We start from the raw sequence: 22,189 nt of genomic DNA, 5'->3' as shown, positions 1-22,189 counted from the left end.
GAAAGGGTGACCGAATGACGATTAATGGCGATCAATGCGGGCGCGTGGCGGCCATCGCGGGATGGGCATCGAACAGGGCGAACCACGCGGCAGTCAGCGGATGGTTTGCCCGCCAGTTAAGAGCATCGAAGCGGAAATCGAGATAACCGAGCGCGCAGCCGATGGCAATCAAACCCACATCATCAGGCTGCGTACTAAAATCCGCAACCTGACACTCAATTTCCCGTAGCGCCGCATGGACTTTTTTCAGCTGAGCATCGGCCCAGCCTTGCCACTGCTTTTCCAATGGGCGGGCACTGAACTCATAACGCGCCAGCAAGGCGGCATCGATCAAACCGTCGCCCAATGCCTGGCGCGACAAACTCAACCAGCGCGCATCACCCTGTGACGGGATTAAGTCGCCCTTCGCGCTGGCATTGAGGTATTCGCATATCACGCGGCTGTCGTACAGACATGCCCCTTGTTCGGTTCGCAGTGCGGGCACTTTGGCTAACGGATTAACGATGGCGATGCGCTCATCACGTTCAACCGGATGCGCCGCCGAATCCAGAAGCTCAATCTCATTCGTGAGCCCAAGACAATGCGCAGTCACCATCACTTTACGCACATAGGCAGACGTGGTGGCGTAAAACAGTTGCATCATGCCAACGCTCCTTGCTGATCCACGCTCAGCAACACTTTGCCAATGTTGGCGTTGGCCTCAAGGATTCGATGTGCATCCGCCGCCTGCGCCAGCGGCAAAATTTGATGCAGCGTGGGTTTGATTTTGCCTGCTACGATCAGCGGCAGCAGATGTTTGCGGATGCACACCGCCAGGCGCGCCTTTTCAGCAGCGCTTTTGGGGCGCAGCGTGGAAGAGGTCAAACTCAATCCTTTACGCATCACCAATTGCAGATCGAGCTCGATCTTCGCGCCCTGCATAAATGACAAGCTCACATGACGCCCGCCTTGCGCTAACACGCTAAGATTACGCGCCACGTAATCACCACCCACGTTATCCAGCACCACATCCACGCCTTGCCCTGCGGTTTCCGCTGCAATCACCGCGACAAAATCCTCTTTATGACGATCAATGGCGCGCCAGACGCCAAGCTGTTGCAGCGCCGCAATTTTGTTGGCACCGCCTGCGGTGGCCACCACACGTGCACCACAGGCGTGCGCACATTGGATGGCAAAGGTGCCAACGCCGCTGGCGGCACCGTGAATCAGTACGGTTTCACCGGGGGCTAAACGGCCCAGCTCAAACAGGTTGTGCCACACAGTAAACGCCGCTTCGGGGATGCCCGCTGCATGCGCCAAAGGCAGATTATCGGGCACCGGCAAACACAACTCAGCGCGCGCCACGCAATAGTCGGCATAACCGCCACCGTTCAGCAGCGCCATTACCGCGTCGCCGATGGTGAAACCACTAGCCCCTGCACCTAACGCCACCACGTTACCTGCTACCTCCAGACCGAATACATCTGAGCTGCCCGGTGGGATTGGCATGCCGTTACGCTGCATAATGTCAGGACGATTAACACCCGCGCTGGCGACGCGAATCAATACCTCACCCGCCGCAGGTTGTGGCACGGTACGTTCTACCACCGTTAACACCTCTGCGCCGCCCGGCTGGCGGGCAATTACCGCGTTCATCATTTCAGGCACCATCGGATCTTATCCTTGCTTAGCGGCGGTAAAGGCGCACACGCCTTCATCATCAAAGGTGATGCCCACTACGCTACCCACTGGCCAGCGGGTTAGGGATTCCAGACCCGACTGGCGCGCAAACAGCGAGGCGCTGCCGAGCGCTGGCACATCAAGATGCACATCAACGTGATCGCCCTGAAACACATGGGTGATCACCGTGGCGCTCAGGAAACAATGCGAAGAGAGCGGCCCCAATTGAATGTTTTCCGGACGCACGTACACATCGAGTCGCTCGCCAACGCTCGCCTGCACGCGTTCTGCCGGCAGACGCAGCGCGTTGCCGCCCAGCTCAAGCACCGCAGCGTGATCGCGCCCGGCATAACGTCCAGGCAAGATGTTGACGTCACCGACAAAGCCCGCCACAAACGGATCGCGCGGCTGGCGATAGATTTCATCCGGTGTACCGATTTGGCGCACATGCCCCGCCGACATCACCACCACGCGATCGCTCATGCTAAGCGCTTCGCCCTGATCGTGGGTGACAAACACCGTGGTGACGCCTAACTTGCGCTGGATGGCTTTCAGTTCGACCTGCATCGATAAACGCAGATTCTTGTCCAGCGCGGAAAATGGCTCATCCAGCAACAAGACTTTTGGACGGATCACCAGCGCACGCGCCAGTGCCACACGCTGCTGTTGTCCGCCGGAGAGTTCACGCGGTTTGCGATGGCCGTAACCCGCCAGTTTGACCAACGCTAATGCTTGCTCAACGCGCTCCGCGATTTCGGCCTTAGGCACCCCACGCATACGCAGGCCATAACCCACATTTTTCTCCACCGTCATATGCGGAAACAGCGCGTAGTTCTGGAACACGATGCCGATTTCACGCTGGTAAGGGGGGATTTCCGTGACCAATTCGCCATCAATAAAAATCTCGCCGCCATCAGCTTCAGCAAAACCGGCCATCAAATTGAGCAACGTGGTTTTGCCGCAGCCCGATGGGCCGAGTAGGGTAATAAATTCCCCTTCCTCAATAGTCAGGGAAATTTTGTGCAGTGCGATAGCGTCGCCAAACTTCTTCAGCACGCCATCTAACTGTACGGCGATGTTGCTGCTTTTCACTGCGGGGCGCGGCATATCCGGCTGTGGGAATCGGGTGATTTCTGCACTAACCATGAACTCTCCAAAGCAATTGGTGTGACGTTGTCACAGTAATTATTGACTCATCCATGCGGTTAAGCGCTGCAACATGGCGTCACAGGCATCCAACTGAGCGATGCTGATGAATTCGTCGGGTTTATGACCTTGCGCCATGCTGCCAGGCCCACAAATCACGCTGGGAATACCGGCCTGGTGGAACAAGCCGCCTTCGGTACCAAAGGCTACCGTGCTGAAGTCGCTGGATTGAGTGAGATAGGCGATCAATCGCGCGGCGTCACTTTGCGCATCGGTTAATAACCCGGGGTAGCCACTGATAGGATAAAAACGGATCGCGCCATCCGCTGCGACGGCCTGCATACGCGGCACCAGCTCTGATTGCGCGAAGGTCTCGATCTCAGCGGCAACGGCTTGCGCGTCATGCTGGGGCAAGGTGCGCACTTCAAAATCAAAGACGCATTCAGCGGGCACGATGTTCAATACGGTGCCGCCATGAATAATGCCGGTTTGCACCGTCGTAAAAGGGGGATCAAAACGTGTGTCATGTTGTTCAGCCTGCGCAAGGCGCTCGCCGATCGCCGTTAATTGGTGAACTAGCTTCGCAGCATATTCGATGGCATTGACGCCCTGCGGCGCATAGGCAGAATGGCAAGCCGCGCCCTTCACTTCGCAGCGCACACCCAGTTTTCCCTTATGACCCAGCACCGGTTGCAATTCGGTGGGTTCACCAATCAGGCAGATTGACGGCTTTTCCGGGCGCTGTGACAGCGCCTCCAGCAAGGTGCGCACGCCCAGGCAGCCGACCTCTTCGTCATAGGAGATTGCCAGATGCAGCGGTTGCTTTAGCGGCTGTGCCAGAAAATGGGGCACTGCCGCCAGCATGCAGGCGATGTAACCTTTCATATCAGCGGTGCCGCGCCCGTATAACTTGCCGTCACGTTCGGTGAGCGTGAACGGTGGCACGCTCCAGTTTTGTCCCTCCACCGGCACCACATCGCTGTGGCCGGAGAGCATCACGCCGCCATCGCCAGCGGGTCCAAGACGTGCATACAAATTGGCTTTACTGCGTTCCGCGTTGTGAATTAGTTCACCGCTTACACCCAAATCATTCAGGTAACGCCAGACGAAATCGATCAATGCCAGGTTGGATTCACGGCTGGTGGTGTCAAACGCCACCAGCTTTTCAAGCAGTTGTCGGCTGGTAAACATGGAAACTCCTACTCGTCGCCCGGCACGCCATAACGGGGTGCCTGCGTTGGATCAATGGCGCGCGTCACGTAATCGTTCATTTGCGGTTGATAAGCCAGCCACAACTGGTCGAGTTCGCTAATTGGATCGCCATCCGTCCAGTCAACACGCAGATCGACAATCGGCCACACCTGATCATCAACGATCGACAATGCAGAGGAGTGCACCGGCCCTGCTTCACCGCCCGCCTGCATGCCCGCTTGCAGCGCCGCCATTAAGCGCTCGGCTAAATGACCGGAATGCTGTTCGAAGGCGCTTACCATCGCCGGAATCACCTCAGGATTAGCCAGCAGATTGCCCGCCGCAACACAGTGATGACCGGTTTGCGCGTTATGAATGCCCAGCGTTTTGTCACCGCTAAAGCAGGCCGTTTGGCCATCGGCGGCTAACACCGTCACCTGGCGATAAGAGGAAGAGTCGTCGCTGGCGAGTCCGGCTTTGAGCGCGGCTTCTGCGCTGTCGCCTTGTTGCAGGCGATCAAGAATGCGCGGGCCGAGCGCGGGTAAGGTAATGTTCTGGGTTGATACTGCGCCCACTGCCGCGCGTAGCCATGGGCAACGTGCGCCTACCGCAATGCTGGATGAGCTAATGGCAATGCCGATTTGACCGGTTGCGTCGCAGCGTCCCACAATGGATAACGTCATCGTCTTGCGCCTCTTATTCCGCTTGCCAGTCGTCAGGAATAACCGCGATCACATCGATTTCCATCAACCATTGCGGCTGACCTAAACCGGAAATCACCAAACCGGTGGAGATCGGGAACACACCTTTCAGCCATTTGCCGACTACCTGATACACCGGCTCGCGATAGCGGGGATCAATGATGTAAGTGGTGGTTTTAACGATATGCGATAAATCGCTGCCCGCTTCTTCCAGTAGCTGTTTAACGTTTTTCATCGCCTGTTCGGCTTGCGCGGCGGGATCGCCTAATCCTACCAGGTTGCCCGCAAAGTCGGTGCCAATCTGCCCACGGACATACACGGTATTGCCTGCGCGCACCGCCTGACAGAGATCGTTATCCAGCGCCTGATTGGGATAGGTTTCTTTGGTGTTGAATTTACGGATGCGAGTATGTGTGGTCATGCTGGCCTGCTATGCGAAAAATTGTTTCGCAAGGTATACCCTCCTACGCTTGGCAGCGAAAACAGCATTAACCGAGGTGTTGCTTTAAAAAATCCGAAGGAGCTAACGGTGGTGATTTTTAGCATTAAATTGTGAACATCATCATCTGCCGACTAACCGGCGTTTACCGGACGTGCGTTCTGAGGTATACCACCCTGCTTATTCCCCTAACTTTCAGATAAGGATATAAAAATTTTTGCAAAGCAGTATGAGGTGGATGAAAAGCATATCGATTTTCAGGGCGTGGTCGATGGCCTTTATTATCCGTTTTATATGGAGTGGACGCGCCACGCTTATATGCGTGAAGCTTCAGGTATCGATATTGAAGAAGAGTTTAAACAGGGCAAAATTACGCTCCCGCACCGGATGGCGGTGCGGGGAGAACCCGTCTTCCCCTCAGCCTGTTAATAGAGAAATAAATTTCCACATAACATCAGTGGCTAAATGAGTGGAATCAGAACCCCCAATTTTTCATCACTGAGGGTGATGCGGTCCCGGCCCAACTGATTCACGCATAATTAATTCCCCGGCAAAGGTTTTGTCATTGCGCATTTCGCCGCCATCCAGCATAGAAATCAGGCGTTCAATGGTTTCCTGAATCATCTCGGTTACCGGCATTTTCACGCTGGATAACGCCGGAATGGTAAACGGCGCCAGCGGGATATCATCGAAACCGATCACTGCCACTTGTGCAGGCACCGCAATCTGCGCGGCCGCCAGCGCTTTGAGCGCGCCCACCGCCATATCATCGTTACTGGCCACCAGCGCCGTGAAATTTCTGCCCTGCTTCAGTAACTGTTGTACCGCTGTCATGCCGTTTTGCGCCTGCCATTTTCCTTCGATCACCAGCGCATCTTCAACGGCAATGCCATGTTTGGTCAGCGCGGCGTGGTAGCCCGCCAGACGTTCGCGGCCGGTCGGCGAATCCAGTGAACCGGTGATAAAGGCGATGTCGCGATGGCCCAGCGCAATTAGCTGCTCCACCGCGACGCTGCTGCTGCGCTGTTGATCGGAATAGATGCAGTAACTGTCGTGCTGACGCAGACGGCGGTTGATCACCAAAATCGGGTGTTTATGCTGCGCAATGATGCTATCCATTTCATCGGTGGTGAGAAAACGCGGATAGATGATCACGCCATCGCAGCGCAAATCGAGCAGGAACTGAATGGCCGCACGCTCCTCTTCGGCGCTGTGTTTACCATCCACCAGCAACAACTGACGTCCCTGCTGTTCCATCAGGCGCGCAGAGTGCTGCATCAACTCGCTGAAGTAGCTGCCGGTGTAGAGGGTATTGGTGATCACTAGCCCAATCGTCTGGCTGGATTTGGTCGCCAGATTACGCGCCAGCAAGTTAGGACGGAAATCAGTAGCGGCAATCGCCTGATACACCTTCTCGCGTTTTTCCTGGCTGACATAGCCGTTGCCAGACAGCACACGCGACACAGTCGCTTTGGAAACGCCTGCTACTTTTGCCACCTCGATTATCGTCGCCATATTTCACTCTTTTTCCATACTCATTGCAGGAGTGTACCTAAGCCACGAAATAGGCGGCAATTTTTCTGCCATTACCGCATAGCCGCCCAGTTAGTCAAAGCGATCAACTTCACACTTTCAACTATCGAATTTTAAATTTCTTGCCTGGATTAGATTGCATCTTCATGATTTTGTGAAACCGGTTTCTCATGATGAAAAATCACGCAGAAACCGTTGTATCCCTACCAAATAATCAGAGATTAAAAATCCATGGCTAAAAATTATGCGGATGTCTCGCGCGCCATCGTGGCTGCGCTCGGCGGCCTGAACAATATCGAAGCGGTGACGCACTGCATGACGCGCCTGCGTTTCGTGGTGAAAGACAGCGCCAGCATTGATAACGCCACACTGAAAGCTATTCCCGGCGTGATGGGCGTGGTGCACACCGACACGCAGTGTCAGGTGATCATTGGTAACAACGTTAACCTCGCCTATCAGGAAGTATTAAAGCTCGGCACGCCGAACAGCGAAGGCGCCGCGCCAGTGAAACGCAAAATCACCTTGCGCAGCATCGGTGCCGGCATCCTGGATGCGCTGGTGGGCACCATGTCACCGTTGATCCCGGCGATTATTGGTGGCTCGATGGTAAAGTTGCTGGCGATGGTGCTGGAGATGAGCGGCGTGCTGGAGAAAGGCTCTTCCACACTGATCATCCTCAACGTGATAGGTGACGGCGCGTTCTTCTTCCTGCCGATTATGGTGGCCGCCTCCGCCGCGCTGAAATTCAAAACCAACATGTCGCTGGCGATTGCCATCGCGGGTGTGCTGGTGCATCCCAACTTTGTCGATTTAATGGCGAAAGCCGCACAAGGCCAGGCGGTGGAATTTGCTTACATTCCGGTGACGGCGGTGAAGTACACCTACACGGTTATTCCGGCGTTAGTGATGACGTGGATTCTGTCGCATATCGAATACTGGGTTGATCGCATCACGCCTGCGGTTACCAAGAACTTCCTCAAGCCGATGCTGATTGTGCTGGTGGCCGCGCCGATTGCCATTGTGCTGATTGGACCACTCGGCATCTGGATTGGTAGCGGCATTTCCGCGCTGGTCTACACCATTCACGGCTATCTTGGCTGGTTGTCAGTGGCGATTATGGGCGCGCTGTGGCCGCTGCTGGTGATGACCGGGATGCATCGGGTGTTTACCCCCACTATCATTCAAACCATCGCCGAAACCGGCAAAGAAGGCATGGTGATGCCATCGGAGATCGGGGCCAACCTGTCGCTGGGCGGTTCTTCGCTGGCGGTGGCATTCAAAACCAAGAACCCTGAATTGCGTCAAACTGCGTTTGCAGCGGCGGCATCGGCGATTGTCGCGGGCATTTCAGAACCGGCGCTGTATGGCGTGGCGGTCAGGTTGAAACGTCCGCTGATCGCCAGCCTGATCAGCGGCTTTATCTGCGGCGCGGTGGCCGGGATTGGTGGGCTTGCCAGCCATTCAATGGCCTCACCAGGCTTGTTCACCAGCGTACAGTTTTTCGATCCCACCAATCCGATGAGCATCGTGTGGGTCGCTGGCGTGATGGTGCTGTCGGTGGTGCTCTCCTTCATTCTGACGTTGATTCTCGGCTTTGAAGATATCCCGGTCACTGAACCTGCGCAGATAAAGCCGGTGACGGATGATGCCAAACCCGCCAACGTTAATTTATCCAAGGTGTAAAAAGAGGTTTTTATGTCTGAAGTGACATTTCCAGAGGGATTTTTGTGGGGCGGCGCATTAGCCGCTAATCAGTCAGAGGGGAGCTATCTGGCGGGTGGTAAAGGTTTAACCACGGTGGATATGATTCCTCACGGCACGCATCGCATGCCGGTAAAGTTGGGCCAGGAAAAGCGCTTCGAACTGCGCAGCGATGAGTATTACCCAAGCCATGACGCCATCGATTTTTACCGTCGCTATAAAGACGATATCGCGCTGATGGCAGAAATGGGTTTTACCGTGTTTCGTACCTCGATTGCCTGGAGCCGTATTTATCCGCAAGGCGATGAATTGACGCCAAACGCGGAAGGCATCGCGTTCTATCGCAGCCTGTTTGAAGAGTGCCAGAAATATGGCATCACGCCGCTGGTGACGCTGTGCCACTTCGATGTACCGATGCATTTGGTGACCGAATACGGTTCGTGGCGCAATCGCAAAATGATCGAATTTTTCAGCCGCTACGCGCGTACCTGCTTTGAAGAATTTAACGGTCTGGTGAAGTATTGGCTGACCTTTAACGAGATCAATATCCTGCTGCACAGCCCGTTTTCCGGAGCAGGTTTGGTGTTTGAACCGGGCGAAAACCCGGAGCAGGTGAAGTATCAGGCAGCGCATCACGAGCTGGTGGCAAGCGCGCTGGTGACCAAAATCGCCCATGAAATTAACCCGGAAAACCAGGTCGGCTGCATGCTGGCGGGTGGCAACTTCTATCCGTGGTCATGTAAGCCGGAGGATGTATGGGCCGCGCTGGAGAAGGATCGCGAAAACCTGTTCTTTATCGATGTGCAGGCGCGCGGCGCTTATCCTTCGTATGCCGCGCGGGTGTTCCGCGAGAAAGGCGTAGAGATTGCGATGGAAGCGGAAGATGCCGCTACGCTGCGTCACACCGTTGATTTCGTCTCCTTCAGCTATTACGCCTCACGCTGCGCCTCGGCAGAGATGAACGAGCAAAACAGCAGCGCCGCCAACGTGGTGAAATCGCTGACCAATCCACATGTGAAACGCAGCGATTGGGGCTGGGGCATTGATCCGCTTGGCCTGCGCATCACCATGAACATGATGTATGACCGCTACCAAAAGCCGCTGTTCCTGGTAGAAAACGGCCTCGGCGCGCACGATGAAATCAACGCCGACGGCGAGATTCACGATGATTACCGCATCAGCTATCTGAAAGAGCATATTCAGGCGATGGGCGAAGCGATTGCCGATGGCATTCCGCTGATCGGTTATACCACGTGGGGCTGCATCGACTTGGTGGCGGCCTCGACCGGCGAAATGAGTAAGCGCTACGGATTTGTTTATGTCGATCGTGATGACAAAGGCAACGGCAGCCTGGAACGCATCCGCAAAAAATCATTCTGGTGGTACAAGCAAGTGATCGCCAGCAACGGGCGGAATCTGGAGGCGCTGTAAATAAGTGGTCGCCATGAATGACGTAATGCTTGTCAGTTAAACCAACGACGAGTGCGCAGACCGGGACCACTTTTGGTCCGGCCTGCTCCGAACCTTCTGTGCGTGTTTTTGAAAAGGGCACATTTACTAATGGCGCTGGCGCGTCTGCTGCGGCAAAAGGGCTATTCGCAGCGCTGAGGCTTTTACGTTGGGCCAGGAGCCTCACGCATGGATGCGTGAGGCAGTTCGGGGCCGGCCAGGACGGCCGATCCGCGAATGGTCCGTTTGGCACAACGTGAAAGCCGAAGGTACCGCGCTAGCGGCGCGAGGACGGCCCGTGACGCAGCAGATGTGTCAGAGCCCGCACCAGATTAAAAGCAAAATACACTACGCAATAAATCTCGCCGCTACGGTTAGTGCAAATCAGTTGGATAAGTGATAGCGCTGACGCTGCAAAACTTCACTTTGACGCGGCGTGGCGGCTGGCCACGCTTGTTGCGGGAACAGATAGAGCCGAATACTGAACAGATGGAACAGCGGCGTCAGCACCCTTTCGTCGTGTTTCGCCAGTTGTTCCAGCTTCAGCAACAGTAAATCCAGCTCCTCCTGCAAATCCGCATGCGGTGGGGTTTGCAGTGACTTCAGGCGGCGTTTGAGAAACAGCGCCAGCTCATGAAACATCTGTCCACTATCCAGATGATATTGCTGCAGCAGCTCTTTGTGGCGCGCGTAATAATCAAAACTGTTCACGCCCAGCCACACTTCCTTGAGCAACATGCCGGCTGAACGCATATCGGGATGCGGATCGAGCCGTAAGCGCGGCAACACCACATTCACTTTATCCAGCATCAGGCTGATAAAACGTTGCCGTCCCAGCAGTGACGAACCGTTTCGTTCGGTCTCTTTAATAAAGCGCAATAGCTCGCGCAGACCTTGTCGCACGGCGCGGCGCGCGGTCCATGATGGGCGTTTGTTACGCATGATGGCGGTGATGATTACCGCAAACATCACGCCCGCCATGGTGGCAATCGCGTTATTGATTAGCAGCACCAAATCGGGTTCTAAATGGTGGCCGAGGCCGATAAAGCCGGGGATCTGAATCGCTACGCTCAGGCCTATCATGTTGGTCGAGGGCCGCGCGATCATCAGCGCCAGAATCATCAGTCCGGGTGCAAGACAAATCATCAGCGCCTCAAACGAAGTGGCTTGCGGCAGCAGCAGCGCCACGTAAATTACGCTGATAATGATCGCCACGATTACGCCACGCACAAACAGCTTCATTGAAGTCAGCGGCGTATCCTGGCTGGCGAGCAATGAGCAGAGAATCGCCGCCATCACCGGTGCCGATGCGCCATCACGCCAGCCTGATCCCATCCACAGCAAGCAGGAACCGAAGGTGGCACAGAACGCGGTTAGCGCCGAAAGCCGAATTAACCCTTTATCGAAAAAGCGGTGCGTGCGTTTGCCGCGCGCCAGTGTGGTGTCGCCCGACAGGTCGCTTACCAATCCACCAACGCTTTGATAGGCCCCGGCAATACGGACAAAATCCGCCAGCCGTTCCATTAATCCGGTAAAAAGCAGCCAGTTTTCAGTAGGCAATTCGCCGTTTTGCCAGGCGAAGTTAAGTTCAGCCTGACAAGCGCTTAACGTCTGCTGGATGCCGCTGGTTTCCCCTACCGCTTCACCATCATTGAGCCACTGTAGAAACAGCTGAAAGGTTTGCGCCACGTTTTCCGGAAAGGCGATTTGCAGTATCGAGAGCCGCTGCAGGCGCATCTCAATAGCCGTGAGAGTCGGGATCAAATAGGAGAGATGTTGATACTGCACGCTGACCAGGCGAATCAGTCGCCGCGCGGCGTCACCTTCATAAACGCAGTGGGTGATCAGCACTTCCACCTGCTGCGGATGCGTTGCCATGCGGATCAGAATATCGTCACGCTCAGGCGAACTATCGCTGGGAATGCCGGAAAGCAAATCGCTGCACAGTTTGCGCGCGTTGAGATACCAATGGCTTACGCTCTGCTCCAGCAGACTGCGCATCGATACCGGAAACAACAGCGCATGCACAAGGCTGCTGCAGACGATGCCGAGCGTGATCTCTTCTATACGCGAAATCACCGTGCTGGTGATCGACAGCGGCGTGGTGACTTCCGGAAAACCCATGATCGCCGCGCTGTAACCGGCCAGCATAAACACGTAACTCTTCGGCGTGCGGTCGTGCAGTGACAGATAGAGGCAAACGCTGACCCATAACGAAATGCAGAAACAGAACAGCAGCGGATGCTGCACGGTCGGCGGAAAGATAAAGAAGACGAATACGCCGCCCAATAGTGTCCCCAGCAGACGGAACACCGATTTGGAAATGGTTGAGGCGGAATAGAGCTGTGACGCGAGCAACACCGTGGTCACCGCCCACGCCGGTTTATCCAGATTCAGTTCGAGTGCGAAATAGAGTGCCAGAAAGGCGGCCAGACAGGTTTTTACAGCAAAAAAAACGGCGTTTTTTGAAAACCACTGCATGACACGGTGACCAGGATGTACTGAATGTTGCGTATCCTGCCAGAATGTGAAAAAGCCTCACCTCGATAAATATGTCGAATTATTTCGTAATCGAAAACCATGTTCATCGCGCGGTTTGCACGTGGCGCAGATGCGTAAGCACGGCTAATGAAAATCCACGTTAAAGATGCGGTTTTGTCGCTAATTTATCCGGCATCAGCGATTTAAGCCGTTTTAACGCGTAGCAGTTATCAGACCGATAAATGTGTGCTGGATCACACTTTGGTGAAGTGCGCCCTTTTTGGTCGTTTATCCATAAAATAATTTCGCGCAATGCCGCGTACAAATATCGCAGAAATTTGTGGAATGCTCGGGTGAGCATTATGCGAGAAAAGTCGCCATGAATATCGGCCCTACGAACTGTAGGTACATTTTTAACCGTAGCGGTGCTACTATTTGCGCGCTGAATAATGCGAAGAACTCTCGGGAACGCAGTATGTTACGTAAACATCAACTTCATCGGGAAGCCGACGTCCTGCTCTCCCTGCTCCACATCTGCAAAATCGTCGTAACTGCCCTATTTCTGCTGCTGTTTATTTCTCACTCAGCAATTGCTGAAATAAAAGACGATAAAGCTAATCGCATTGTAAGCGGTATTATTAGTTTTACCCATTGGCCGGGTTTAACCGGCGCGCCGCAACTCTGCGTATTTTCCTCCGCGCAACATCTCTCATTGCCACAAAATAGTGTGCCTTCAGCCGTTCCGTTTAGCGTGGTTTATCTCGCCAGTGAAAGTGAACTGGCAACGCAGCATTGCGATGCGGTCTATTTTGGCGATCAGACGCCGCAACAACAGGTTGAACTTTTTAATCACCTCAAAGGTAAGGCGGTATTAACCCTCGCTGAAAACAATGCGGAATGTACCATTGGCGCCGCCTTCTGCCTGATTTTTAAACCCGACCACACGCTGTTCTCAGTCAACCTTGATTCGCTTGCCAGGAGCGGCGTCAAGGTGAGTCCGGACGTACTGTTGCTGTCCCGCAATGGAAGCAAATAAGATGAAAATAGAAAATTCACTAAATGACAAATCATCGATTCGTAACAAGCTGCGCAAGATTAGCACCATCAACTCTGCGGTGATTTTATTGCTGTGCTGGCTGCTGCTCTCATCGACTTCCCTGCTGTTTATTAAAAGCTACGAGAAAAGAAATCTGGAATTAATTGCCGCCACGCTCAGCACCACGCTGACGGCCGCCACGGTATTTGAAGACAGCTACGACGCGCATAATAAAATCGCGCGCCTCGGCAATGAAGGCATGTTCGATTCCGCAAAACTGGTGACTGACGATCACACTGTTTTAGTTGACTGGCATGATCGACAAGAACAAACCGGCTGGTATCCGCGATTATTGCGTGAGTGGATTTATCTTAAACCGCTCAGCGTTAATATTAACCACTCGGAAGCCAATGTCGGTACGCTGACGCTGGAAGGCACCGTTACCGGTGCGGCCGATTTCATCCGTTATTCGCTGATGATTCTGACCAGCGGCATGCTGTGCGTGTTAATCATCTCCTTCCTGCTGAGTGAATTTCTCCATCGCGGCATACTTGCCTCGCTGCGTAATATCACCAGCTCGATCCACTACGTGATCCATTCCGGTGATTTTTCCTTACGTATCCCGGAAAGCCCGACGCGCGAATTTCAGCTGTTTTCCAATGACCTCAACTCGTTGCTGACAGAGATGCAGACGCTGCAGGCTTCTCTGATCCGAGATAATCGCACGCTGGCCGCCAAAGCGCTGGAAGACCCGCTAACCGGCCTCGCCAACCGCGCCGCCTTTGTGGCGCGTTTAACCCAACTGCTCGATCAGCAACTGGCGAAAGAGCGCTTTGTTTTGCTGTTTCTCGATGGCGATCGCTTTAAAAGCATCAATGATAACTGGGGCCATGCCGCCGGTGATGAAGTACTGAAAGCGATTGGTTCGCGCCTTTCCGCATTGGCGTATAAACAGGATTTAGTCGCGCGTTTAGGCGGCGATGAGTTTGCCATGCTGGTGAGCAGCCGCGCCAGCGAGGCGCAATTGCAGTTGCTGATGCAGGATATTAATGAAGCCATCAGCCAGAAAATTGTTATTGCTGAAGGCACTCCGATTTCCACCTCGGTGACCATTGGCTACGCCTGGTCGCAGCACGGCGATACGGTTGAGTCGATTCTGGAACGCGCAGATATGAACATGTACAAAAATAAGGGAAAGAGTAAGGTGCGGAGATGAAGATGAAAATTTTCCTGATGGTGTGTGTGCTGGCGCTGGTCGGTTGCCAGGCAAAAGGACGTTTCAGCGATGAACAGATCGCGGCGATGCGTAATGCCGGTTTCAGCCAAAATAGCGAAGGCTGGGGATTAGGTTTATCGGACAAAATTCTGTTTGGCGTTAACGAATCTGAACTCACTCCCGCCAGTAAAAACACCATTCAGACAATGGCGAAAAATCTGGCGACGACCGGCATTAAGCATGTGCGTATTGATGGCCATACCGATAATTATGGCAAAGCGGATTACAACCAGCAGCTGTCGTTGAAAAGAGCCAACGCCGTTGCGACACAATGGGCGCAAGGCGCAGCAATTCCGCACGAAAATATCGTTACGCGCGGCTTAGGAATGAGCGCGCCGATTGCCAGCAACAATAACCCGCAGGGCCGGGCGCAAAACCGCCGCGTGGCGATTGTGATTACGGCGCCGTGATGATCTGGCGCTCGACTGCATAATCGTACAAACGGTCGCGCGCTAAATTTTTCATTTTCACTTCGCACATAATATCGAAGGCATCAAACGACAGCGCCCAATCATTTAAGCTTTGATTGAAGTAATAATCGGCATGGGCGCGAAGTTTGGTTTTCGACACCGCTAAATCCTGCTGATCCGGGAAACCGTGATCGGGAATTAAACCTTCCTGCGCAATCGAATAGTGCAAAACTGGCCGCACACCGCGCCACGACGCTTTTATCAGCGCGATGCGCGCATCATCAGCCTGAATATAGTGATTCTCTTTCACCCAATGATGGTGAATATCCAGCACTACCGGACACAACTCACGCGCCTGCAACACATCGTCCAGCGAACAGGATATTTCATCATTCTCCACCGTCAGCATATTGCGCGCTTCAGGGGTGAGCCGCAGAAACGCGGCGCGGAATCCCGCAAAGCCCTTTTTGCCGTTCATATGGATGTTGATTTTGAAATCCTGAAACTGTCGGCCATAACCCATTAATACCGCACAGGTGGCGTGATACTCCACATCCTCAATCGCGCGATCGACCACGCCGTCATTATCGGAGGCCAGCACCGTATATTGGCCGGGGTGGAATGAAAGCCGAATATTATTAGCGCGCGCCAGCTCGCCGCAGCGGCGTAGTAACGGCGTAAGATCGGGCAATAATTCACCGTACAGCTGAGTCGCTTGCGGCACCGTGTAAAGCGGCAATAGATCGCTGCCGATGCGCATCATGCGCAGCGCGTCGGGCTGCGTGGCCAGCTTTTCAAGCGTGAGAGTGAGATTTTGCAGATTGTTTTGCGCCAGTTGGTTTAGCAGCGTGATGCGTGATTCATCATCGAGACTAAGAAAGCGCGTGCGGGTGGTGCTTTTGAAGGGATACGGCTGTTTAGCCTGTTGATCCAGATACTTACAAGCAAAGCCTAATTTCATTTCATCCCCCGTTTAATCAGCGTGAAAGTGTAGCTGCGATCGGAGAAAGTGCCAGGTGCGCATCGAGGCGCACCTGGCTGACATCACACGTCCGGGAAGGTCATATTGCTGCCCGGCGCTTCACGATGCAGGTGGATAAAGTTCAGGTGACGTTCGTACTGATCGAGAATATCGATGATCACCTGCTCTTTGTTGTAGTCCATCAAATCATTGCCCTGGCTGCCTTCCAGCAAGAAGGTTTCCAGGCGGTAATAGGTCGATTTACCGCTACGTGCGCGATAGGTAAAGCCCGGTACCGAATACTGCTGTGGCCAGATTTGATAAACGAAATCCTGCTCCTCGCCCAGCAACACGCGCAGATCAAGGTGGCCCAGCGGCTGCCCCTCTTCTGGCTCGGCACGCTCCAGTGATACACGTCCACCGCGCAGCTCCAGCTCTTTCGCCACATCCTGCATCGCCGGGAACAGCACCTCTTCCATCATCTTCTGCGTATAGCGCGTGCCCGGATAGTTCATCAGACGCGACAGGCGCTTCTTCCAGCTCAGGCGATCGTTACTGGCCGGAATGTACGGCGCAGTATCGCGGCTGGCGCTGGCGCGGCGGTGATCTTCCACCTTCAGCGATTTATACAGCCCGGCCATCACAAAGAAGATCACAAAGCTAAACGGTAAGCCCATGATCACCGTGGCGTTCTGCAAGGCAGAAATTCCGTTGGTCATCAGCATGCCCATCGTCAGCACACCAATCGCAATCGACCAGAAGATACGCAGCCAGTTCGGTGCATCGCTGTTGATGTCTTTCAGCTTCGAGGTGAAGTTACCCAGCACCAGCGAACCGGAATCCGCCGACGTCACGTAGAACAGCATGCCGGTGATGGTGGCCACCGAAGCACTGAATTTAAACGCCGGATACTGCGCCAGCAGGCTATAGAAGCCGCGTTCGGCATGCGCCATCACTTCCTGCGCAAAGCCGGCATCGCCGTGAATGATTTCATACAGCGCCGCGTTACCAAACACCGACAGCCACAGCAGCGTAAAGGTGAACGGGATAATCAGCGTACCCAAAACGAACTCACGAATGGTACGACCGCGCGAGATACGTGCAAGGAACAGACCGACAAACGGCGACCAGGCAACCCACCACGCCCAGAAGAACAGCGTCCAGCTATTCATCCACTCGCGTGGCTGATCGAAGGCAAAGGTATTCAACGTCATGCCCATAAAGCGATTGACGTAATCACCAACGTTCAGCACCAGCGCGTTGAGCAGGAAATCGGTCTTGCCCATAAACAGCACGAAGAGAATTAAGCCCAGCGCCAGCGCGACGTTCAGCTCAGAAAGAATACGGATGCCTTTATCCACGCCGGATGTTACTGAGATGGTGGCGATGATCACCGACAGCACAATCAGCGCGGCCTGCGCCGTGAAACCTTCCGGAATATCGAACAGCACGTTGAGGCCGTAGTTCAACTGCACCACACCAATCCCCAACGTGGTGGCGATCCCAAAGATGGTGCCAATCACCGCGGCGATATCCACCGTGTGACCAATCGGGCCATTAATGCGTTTGCCGAAAATCGGATAGAGCGCCGAACGGATGGTGAGCGGCAGGTTGTAGCGATAGCTGAAGTAGCCGAGCGCGATACCCATTAATGCGTACATCGACCAGCCGGTGACGCCGTAGTGGAACAGCGTCCACACCATCGCCTGACGCGCGGCTTCCATGGTCTGCCCTGCACCTTCTGGCGGCTGCATGTATTGGGTTACCGGCTCGGCAACCGAGAAGAACATCAGGTCAATACCGATGCCGGCGGCAAACAGCATCGCCGACCAGCTCAGCAAACTGAACTCGGGTTTAGATTGCTCCGGCCCCAGCTTGATAGCACCGTAGCGTGAACACGCCATGTAGATGACAAACACGATGTACAGCGTGGCAGCGAGCATGTAGTACCAGCCAAACGTGGAGGTGACCCAATTAACGGCGGTCAGAAGCCAGCTGGCAGCGAGTTCGCTGTAAAAAATCGTGACAAGTGAAAATGTCAGAATCAGTCCGGCGGAGGTGTAAAACACCACAGGATTGATTCTGTCTTTTTCACTGGCAGGTGGATTAATCATCGATTACCTCTGGTTAATTTCCTGTAGTACGTGCCAAAGAAGCTCGCGGAGATCGCCATTAACGGCATCCCCACGAGGCAAAATGCGGTTTTCGTGGGATGCGCGTGCATACGCATCCGCTGAGTCCCTTCGCTTCCCCGCTTCGTTTTTGTAACAATCCAAGCACAGCATCCTAACAAATTTCTTTTTTATATTGAACGTGCAATCAAAAAAAGTTTTAATAGTGCTCTAAGATTGAAGTGGAGCTGGAGTGTTATGCCAAAGGTGGGAATGCAGCCGATACGTCGTCGGCAACTGATTGATGCGACCCTGAGCACCATCAACGAAGTCGGGATCAACGATGCCACCATTGCGCAGATTGCGCGACGTGCTGGCGTATCGACAGGCATCATTAGCCACTACTTCAAAGACAAGAACGGTCTGCTGGAAGCCACGATGCGTGACGTAACACGTCAGCTACGTGATGCGGTAGCAGCAAGGTTAAAACCGCTGGCAGACGCCACAACGGAAGCGCGCCTGCTGGCGATTGTAGAAGGCAACTTTGATGATTCGCAGGTGCACAGCGCCGCAATGAAAGCCTGGCTGGATTTCTGGGCCAGCAGCATGCATCAGCCACAGTTGGGCCGCTTAGAACGCGTGAGCAGCCGTCGCCTGTTTTCCACATTGGCAGCCGAGTTCCGTCGCGTTATCCCGCGCGAAAAAGCGCGCCTGGCGGCACATGGCCTCGCTTCATTGATTGATGGCCTGTGGCTGCGCGCGGCGCTCAGCGGCAAACCGTTCGATTTGGCTATCGCCAGACAGCTCACCACCCAATTCATTCGTCAGCAATTGGCTGACCAGAATCACTGAGGAAGGAGAAATCATGTCCCGATTCACCGAGCAACACCTTTATATTGATGGCGCATTGGTTCCCGCTGCGGCAGGTAACACATTCCAGACCATCAACCCGGCGAACGGCGAAGTGCTGGCCGACGTGCATGAAGCGGAACGCGCAGACGTTGATCGCGCTGTTGCCGCCGCGAAAAAAGGCCAGAAAATCTGGGCGGCGATGACCGCGATGGAACGTTCGCGCATTTTGCGTCGTGCGGTCGATATTCTGCGTGAGCGCAATGACGAACTGGCCGCGCTGGAAACCCTCGACACCGGCAAACCGCTGAGCGAAACCCAATACGTGGACATCGTCACCGGTGCCGACGTGCTCGAGTACTACGCGGGCTTGATTCCTTCTCTGGAAGGCCAGCAGATCCCGCTGCGCGATACCTCGTTCGTTTACACCCGCCGCGAACCGCTGGGCGTGGTAGCCGGGATCGGTGCGTGGAACTATCCGATTCAGATCGCGCTGTGGAAATCCGCGCCAGCATTGGCCGCCGGTAACGCGATGATCTTCAAACCCAGCGAAGTCACGCCGCTGACCGCGCTGAAACTGGCGGAAATCTATACTGAAGCGGGCGTGCCGAACGGCGTGTTCAACGTGTTAAACGGTCGCGGCGCGGTCACCGGCCAGCTGCTTACCGATCATCCGGGCATCGATAAAGTCTCCTTCACCGGCGGCGTTGCCAGCGGTAAGAAAGTGATGGCCAATGCGGCCGGTTCGACGCTGAAAGATGTCACCATGGAACTGGGCGGCAAATCCCCGCTGATCATCTTTGACGACGCCGATCCCGATCTCGCCGCGGATATCGCGATGATGGCTAACTTCTACAGCTCGGGCCAGGTTTGCACCAACGGCACGCGCGTGTTTATCCCAGCTAATTTGCAAGCGGCGTTTGAAGCCAAAATCGCTGAGCGCGTGGCGCGTATTAAGGCCGGCGATCTCAACCATCCAGATACCAACTTCGGTCCGCTGGTGAGCTTCGCGCATCGCGACAACGTGATGCGCTTTATTGAATCCGGCATCAGCGAAGGTGCGCGTCTGCTGTGCGGCGGTAAACGCCTGAGCGGCGCAGCCTTTGATAACGGCGCGTGGGTGGAACCGACCGTGTTCACCGACTGCCGCGATGAGATGACCATTGTGCGTGAAGAGATCTTCGGGCCAGTGATGTCGATTCTGACTTATGAAGGCGAAGAAGAAGTGGTTCGCCGCGCCAACGCCACCGAATTTGGCCTGGCGGCCGGTGTGGTAACCCAGGATCTTAACCGCGCGCACCGCGTAATTCACCAGATTGAAGCGGGCATTTGCTGGATCAATACCTGGGGCGAATCTGACGCCGCAATGCCGGTGGGCGGTTACAAACATTCGGGTGTGGGCCGTGAAAATGGCCTGATGACGCTGCAAAACTACACGCAAGTGAAATCTGTGCAGCTCGAAATGACCCGTTTTCAGTCCGTATTTTAATTTTGGCTTTTAACCTGAGGAACGACTAATGGAATTTGATTACATCATTATCGGAGCCGGATCCGCAGGGAACGTTTTGGCAACAAGACTGACCGAAGATAGCAGCGTCAATGTGCTGCTTTTAGAAGCGGGCGGCCCAGATTACCGCTTCGACTTCCGCACGCAAATGCCTGCGGCGCTGGCGTTCCCACTGCAGGGAAAACGCTACAACTGGGCGTATGAAACTGAACCTGAGCCGTACATGAACAACCGCCGCATGGAGTGCGGGCGCGGTAAAGGTTTGGGCGGTTCGTCGCTGATCAACGGCATGTGCTACATCCGTGGTAACGCGATGGACCTCGATAACTGGGCCAGGGAGCCTGGTCTGGAAAACTGGAGCTACCTGAACTGCCTGCCCTACTATCGCAAATCAGAAACGCGCGATATCGGTGCCAATGATTATCACGGCGGCGAAGGTCCGGTGAGCATTACCACCTGTAAACCTGGAAACAATCCGCTGTTTGCGGCGATGATTGAAGCGGGCGTGCAGGCAGGTTATCCGCGCACTGATGACCTGAATGGCTATCAGCAGGAAGGTTTCGGGCCAATGGATCGCTTTGTGACGCCGAAAGGTCGCCGCTCCAGCACCGCGCGCGGTTATCTCGATACCGCGAAAACCCGTCCGAACCTGAAAATCGTCACCCATGCGACCACCGACCGCATTCTGTTTGAAGGTAAACGCGCAGTTGGCGTGCAGTATCTGCTGGGTTCCAGCAATACCTCGCACCAGGCGCATGCACGTCGTGAAGTGCTGCTGTGCGCTGGAGCCATCGCCTCGCCGCAGATTCTGCAGCGTTCCGGGGTCGGATCCGCTGAACTGCTGAAACAGTTTGATATCCCGCTGGTGCATGATTTGCCGGGCGTGGGCGAAAACTTGCAGGATCACCTCGAAATGTACCTGCAATATGAGTGTAAAGAGCCAGTTTCGCTCTACCCGGCCTTGAAGTGGTGGAACCAGCCGAAAATCGGTGCGGAGTGGCTGTTTAATGGCACCGGTGTCGGCGCCAGCAACCACTTTGAAGGCGGCGGCTTTATTCGCAGCCGTGAAGAGTTCAGCTGGCCTAACATTCAGTATCACTTCCTGCCGGTGGCGATTAACTACAACGGCTCGAACGCGGTGGAAGCGCACGGCTTCCAGTGCCACGTTGGTTCGATGCGCTCACCGAGCCGCGGTCATGTACGCCTGAAATCACGCGATCCGCGTCGCCATCCAGCGATTCTGTTCAACTACATGTCACATGAGCAGGATTGGCAGGAGTTCCGCGATGCGATTCGTATTACGCGCCAGATCATCAACCAGCCGGCGCTGGATAAATATCGCGGTAAAGAGATCAGCCCAGGCCTGGATTGCCAGACCGATGAGCAGCTGGATGAGTTTGTGCGAAATCACGGCGAAACGGCTTATCACCCGTGCGGCACCTGTAAAATGGGTAACGACGAGATGTCTGTCGTCGATGGTGAAGGCCGCGTTCACGGCGTTGAAGCCCTGCGCGTGGTAGATGCTTCAATCATGCCGCTGATCATCACCGGTAACCTGAACGCGACGACCATCATGATCGGCGAGAAAATCGCAGATAACATTCGTGGTCGCCAGCCGCTGCCGCGCAGCGAAGCGGATTACTTTGTTGCCGGTGATAAACCGGTCCGCGCTGAACCGATGCGTGGTTGAGGTTGATTTGGGGGCGACGTTGGTCGCCCTTTTCTTTGGTGGCTAGCTA

18 protein-coding genes and 1 pseudogene are annotated in these 22,189 nt (G+C 54.7%); 9 read left to right on the top strand and 10 right to left on the bottom strand.

Features of this window, described 5'->3' with window-relative positions; all coding sequences use genetic code 11:
- Positions 1-31 precede the first annotated feature (31 nt).
- From FCN45_RS22435 to FCN45_RS22410, 6 genes are read right to left on the bottom strand one after another with little or no spacing between them, the layout of a single operon-like run.
- Positions 32-643 (bottom strand): glutathione S-transferase N-terminal domain-containing protein, encoded by a 612-nt coding sequence (locus tag FCN45_RS22435; RefSeq protein ID WP_137387339.1) that lies wholly within the window; start codon positions 641-643, stop codon positions 32-34.
- On the bottom strand, positions 640-1,638 hold the full coding sequence (locus FCN45_RS22430; protein WP_246862574.1) for an NAD(P)H-quinone oxidoreductase: 999 nt from the start codon (positions 1,636-1,638) through the stop codon (positions 640-642). The genes FCN45_RS22435 and FCN45_RS22430 overlap by 4 nt, the downstream gene beginning before the upstream one ends.
- Before the next feature lie 18 nt (positions 1,639-1,656).
- Positions 1,657-2,805 carry an ABC transporter ATP-binding protein gene (locus FCN45_RS22425; RefSeq protein ID WP_137387337.1) on the bottom strand — a complete coding sequence of 383 codons (1,149 nt, stop codon included), beginning with the start codon at positions 2,803-2,805 and terminating at the stop codon, positions 1,657-1,659.
- Positions 2,806-2,844: 39 nt separating this feature from the next.
- Positions 2,845-3,996, bottom strand: a complete 1,152-nt coding sequence (gene argE / locus FCN45_RS22420; protein WP_137387336.1) for an acetylornithine deacetylase — start codon at positions 3,994-3,996, stop codon at positions 2,845-2,847.
- Between the two features lie 8 nt (positions 3,997-4,004).
- Entirely contained in the window at positions 4,005-4,679 is a 675-nt protein-coding gene (locus FCN45_RS22415; protein ID WP_137387335.1) for a DUF1028 domain-containing protein, read from the bottom strand.
- Between the two features lie 13 nt (positions 4,680-4,692).
- Complete coding sequence (locus FCN45_RS22410; RefSeq protein ID WP_008106850.1) at positions 4,693-5,118, bottom strand: RidA family protein; 426 nt, start codon at positions 5,116-5,118, stop codon at positions 4,693-4,695.
- Positions 5,119-5,349: 231 nt separating this feature from the next.
- Between FCN45_RS22410 and FCN45_RS22405 the strand changes: the two are divergent.
- A pseudogene (locus FCN45_RS22405) lies at positions 5,350-5,508 on the top strand (acyl-CoA thioesterase); the annotation flags it as partial.
- Positions 5,509-5,631: 123 nt separating this feature from the next.
- On the opposite strand, the gene FCN45_RS22400 reads toward FCN45_RS22405, so the two are convergent.
- A complete protein-coding gene (locus tag FCN45_RS22400) occupies positions 5,632-6,651 on the bottom strand; it encodes a LacI family DNA-binding transcriptional regulator (RefSeq protein WP_137387334.1) in 1,020 nt (339 codons plus the stop codon).
- A gap of 249 nt (positions 6,652-6,900) precedes the next feature.
- On the opposite strand from FCN45_RS22400, the gene ascF reads away from it, so the two are divergent.
- Both ascF and FCN45_RS22390 read left to right on the top strand, forming a co-directional pair.
- Complete coding sequence (gene ascF, locus FCN45_RS22395; protein ID WP_137387333.1) at positions 6,901-8,352, top strand: PTS cellobiose/arbutin/salicin transporter subunit IIBC; 1,452 nt, start codon at positions 6,901-6,903, stop codon at positions 8,350-8,352.
- A gap of 12 nt (positions 8,353-8,364) precedes the next feature.
- Complete coding sequence (locus FCN45_RS22390; RefSeq protein WP_137387332.1) at positions 8,365-9,801, top strand: 6-phospho-beta-glucosidase; 1,437 nt, start codon at positions 8,365-8,367, stop codon at positions 9,799-9,801.
- Between the two features lie 402 nt (positions 9,802-10,203).
- On the opposite strand, the gene FCN45_RS22385 is transcribed toward FCN45_RS22390, so the two are convergent.
- On the bottom strand, positions 10,204-12,300 hold the full coding sequence (locus FCN45_RS22385) for an FUSC family protein (RefSeq protein ID WP_137387331.1): 2,097 nt from the start codon (positions 12,298-12,300) through the stop codon (positions 10,204-10,206).
- A gap of 475 nt (positions 12,301-12,775) precedes the next feature.
- On the opposite strand from FCN45_RS22385, the gene FCN45_RS22380 reads away from it, so the two are divergent.
- Genes FCN45_RS22380 through FCN45_RS22370 form a run of 3 tightly spaced genes read left to right on the top strand, consistent with a single transcriptional unit; the run spans position 12,776 to position 15,022 of the window.
- Positions 12,776-13,336, top strand: a complete 561-nt coding sequence (locus FCN45_RS22380; RefSeq protein WP_137387330.1) for a YfiR family protein — start codon at positions 12,776-12,778, stop codon at positions 13,334-13,336.
- 1 nt (position 13,337) lies between these two features.
- Complete coding sequence (locus FCN45_RS22375; RefSeq protein WP_137387329.1) at positions 13,338-14,552, top strand: diguanylate cyclase domain-containing protein; 1,215 nt, start codon at positions 13,338-13,340, stop codon at positions 14,550-14,552.
- Positions 14,549-15,022 (top strand): OmpA family protein, encoded by a 474-nt coding sequence (locus tag FCN45_RS22370; RefSeq protein ID WP_137387328.1) that lies wholly within the window; start codon positions 14,549-14,551, stop codon positions 15,020-15,022. Before FCN45_RS22375 ends, FCN45_RS22370 begins: the two co-directional genes overlap by 4 nt.
- Here FCN45_RS22370 and FCN45_RS22365 read toward each other — a convergent pair.
- Entirely contained in the window at positions 15,009-15,983 is a 975-nt protein-coding gene (locus FCN45_RS22365; RefSeq protein ID WP_137387327.1) for a UV damage endonuclease UvsE, read from the bottom strand. The two genes, FCN45_RS22370 and FCN45_RS22365, sit on opposite strands and share 14 nt — an antisense overlap.
- An 83-nt stretch (positions 15,984-16,066) precedes the next feature.
- Positions 16,067-18,097 carry a choline transporter gene (locus FCN45_RS22360; RefSeq protein WP_137387326.1) on the bottom strand — a complete coding sequence of 677 codons (2,031 nt, stop codon included), beginning with the start codon at positions 18,095-18,097 and terminating at the stop codon, positions 16,067-16,069.
- A gap of 255 nt (positions 18,098-18,352) precedes the next feature.
- Here FCN45_RS22360 and betI point away from each other — a divergent pair, with 255 nt between their 5' ends.
- Genes betI through betA form a run of 3 tightly spaced genes read left to right on the top strand, consistent with a single transcriptional unit; the run spans position 18,353 to position 22,140 of the window.
- The gene (gene betI, locus FCN45_RS22355) at positions 18,353-18,946 is read left to right on the top strand and encodes a transcriptional regulator BetI (protein WP_101761563.1); all 594 of its coding nucleotides are present in this window, start codon (positions 18,353-18,355) and stop codon (positions 18,944-18,946) included.
- 13 nt (positions 18,947-18,959) lie between these two features.
- Positions 18,960-20,432 (top strand): betaine-aldehyde dehydrogenase, encoded by a 1,473-nt coding sequence (betB, locus tag FCN45_RS22350; RefSeq protein WP_137387325.1) that lies wholly within the window; start codon positions 18,960-18,962, stop codon positions 20,430-20,432.
- 28 nt (positions 20,433-20,460) lie between these two features.
- Positions 20,461-22,140 carry a choline dehydrogenase gene (gene betA, locus FCN45_RS22345; protein WP_101761565.1) on the top strand — a complete coding sequence of 560 codons (1,680 nt, stop codon included), beginning with the start codon at positions 20,461-20,463 and terminating at the stop codon, positions 22,138-22,140.
- Positions 22,141-22,189: the final 49 nt, after the last annotated feature.

This window comes from Pantoea sp. SO10, from assembly GCF_005281435.1.
Taxonomy (GTDB): domain Bacteria; phylum Pseudomonadota; class Gammaproteobacteria; order Enterobacterales; family Enterobacteriaceae; genus Pantoea; species Pantoea leporis.
This window is presented reverse-complemented; position numbering and strand designations above follow the sequence as displayed.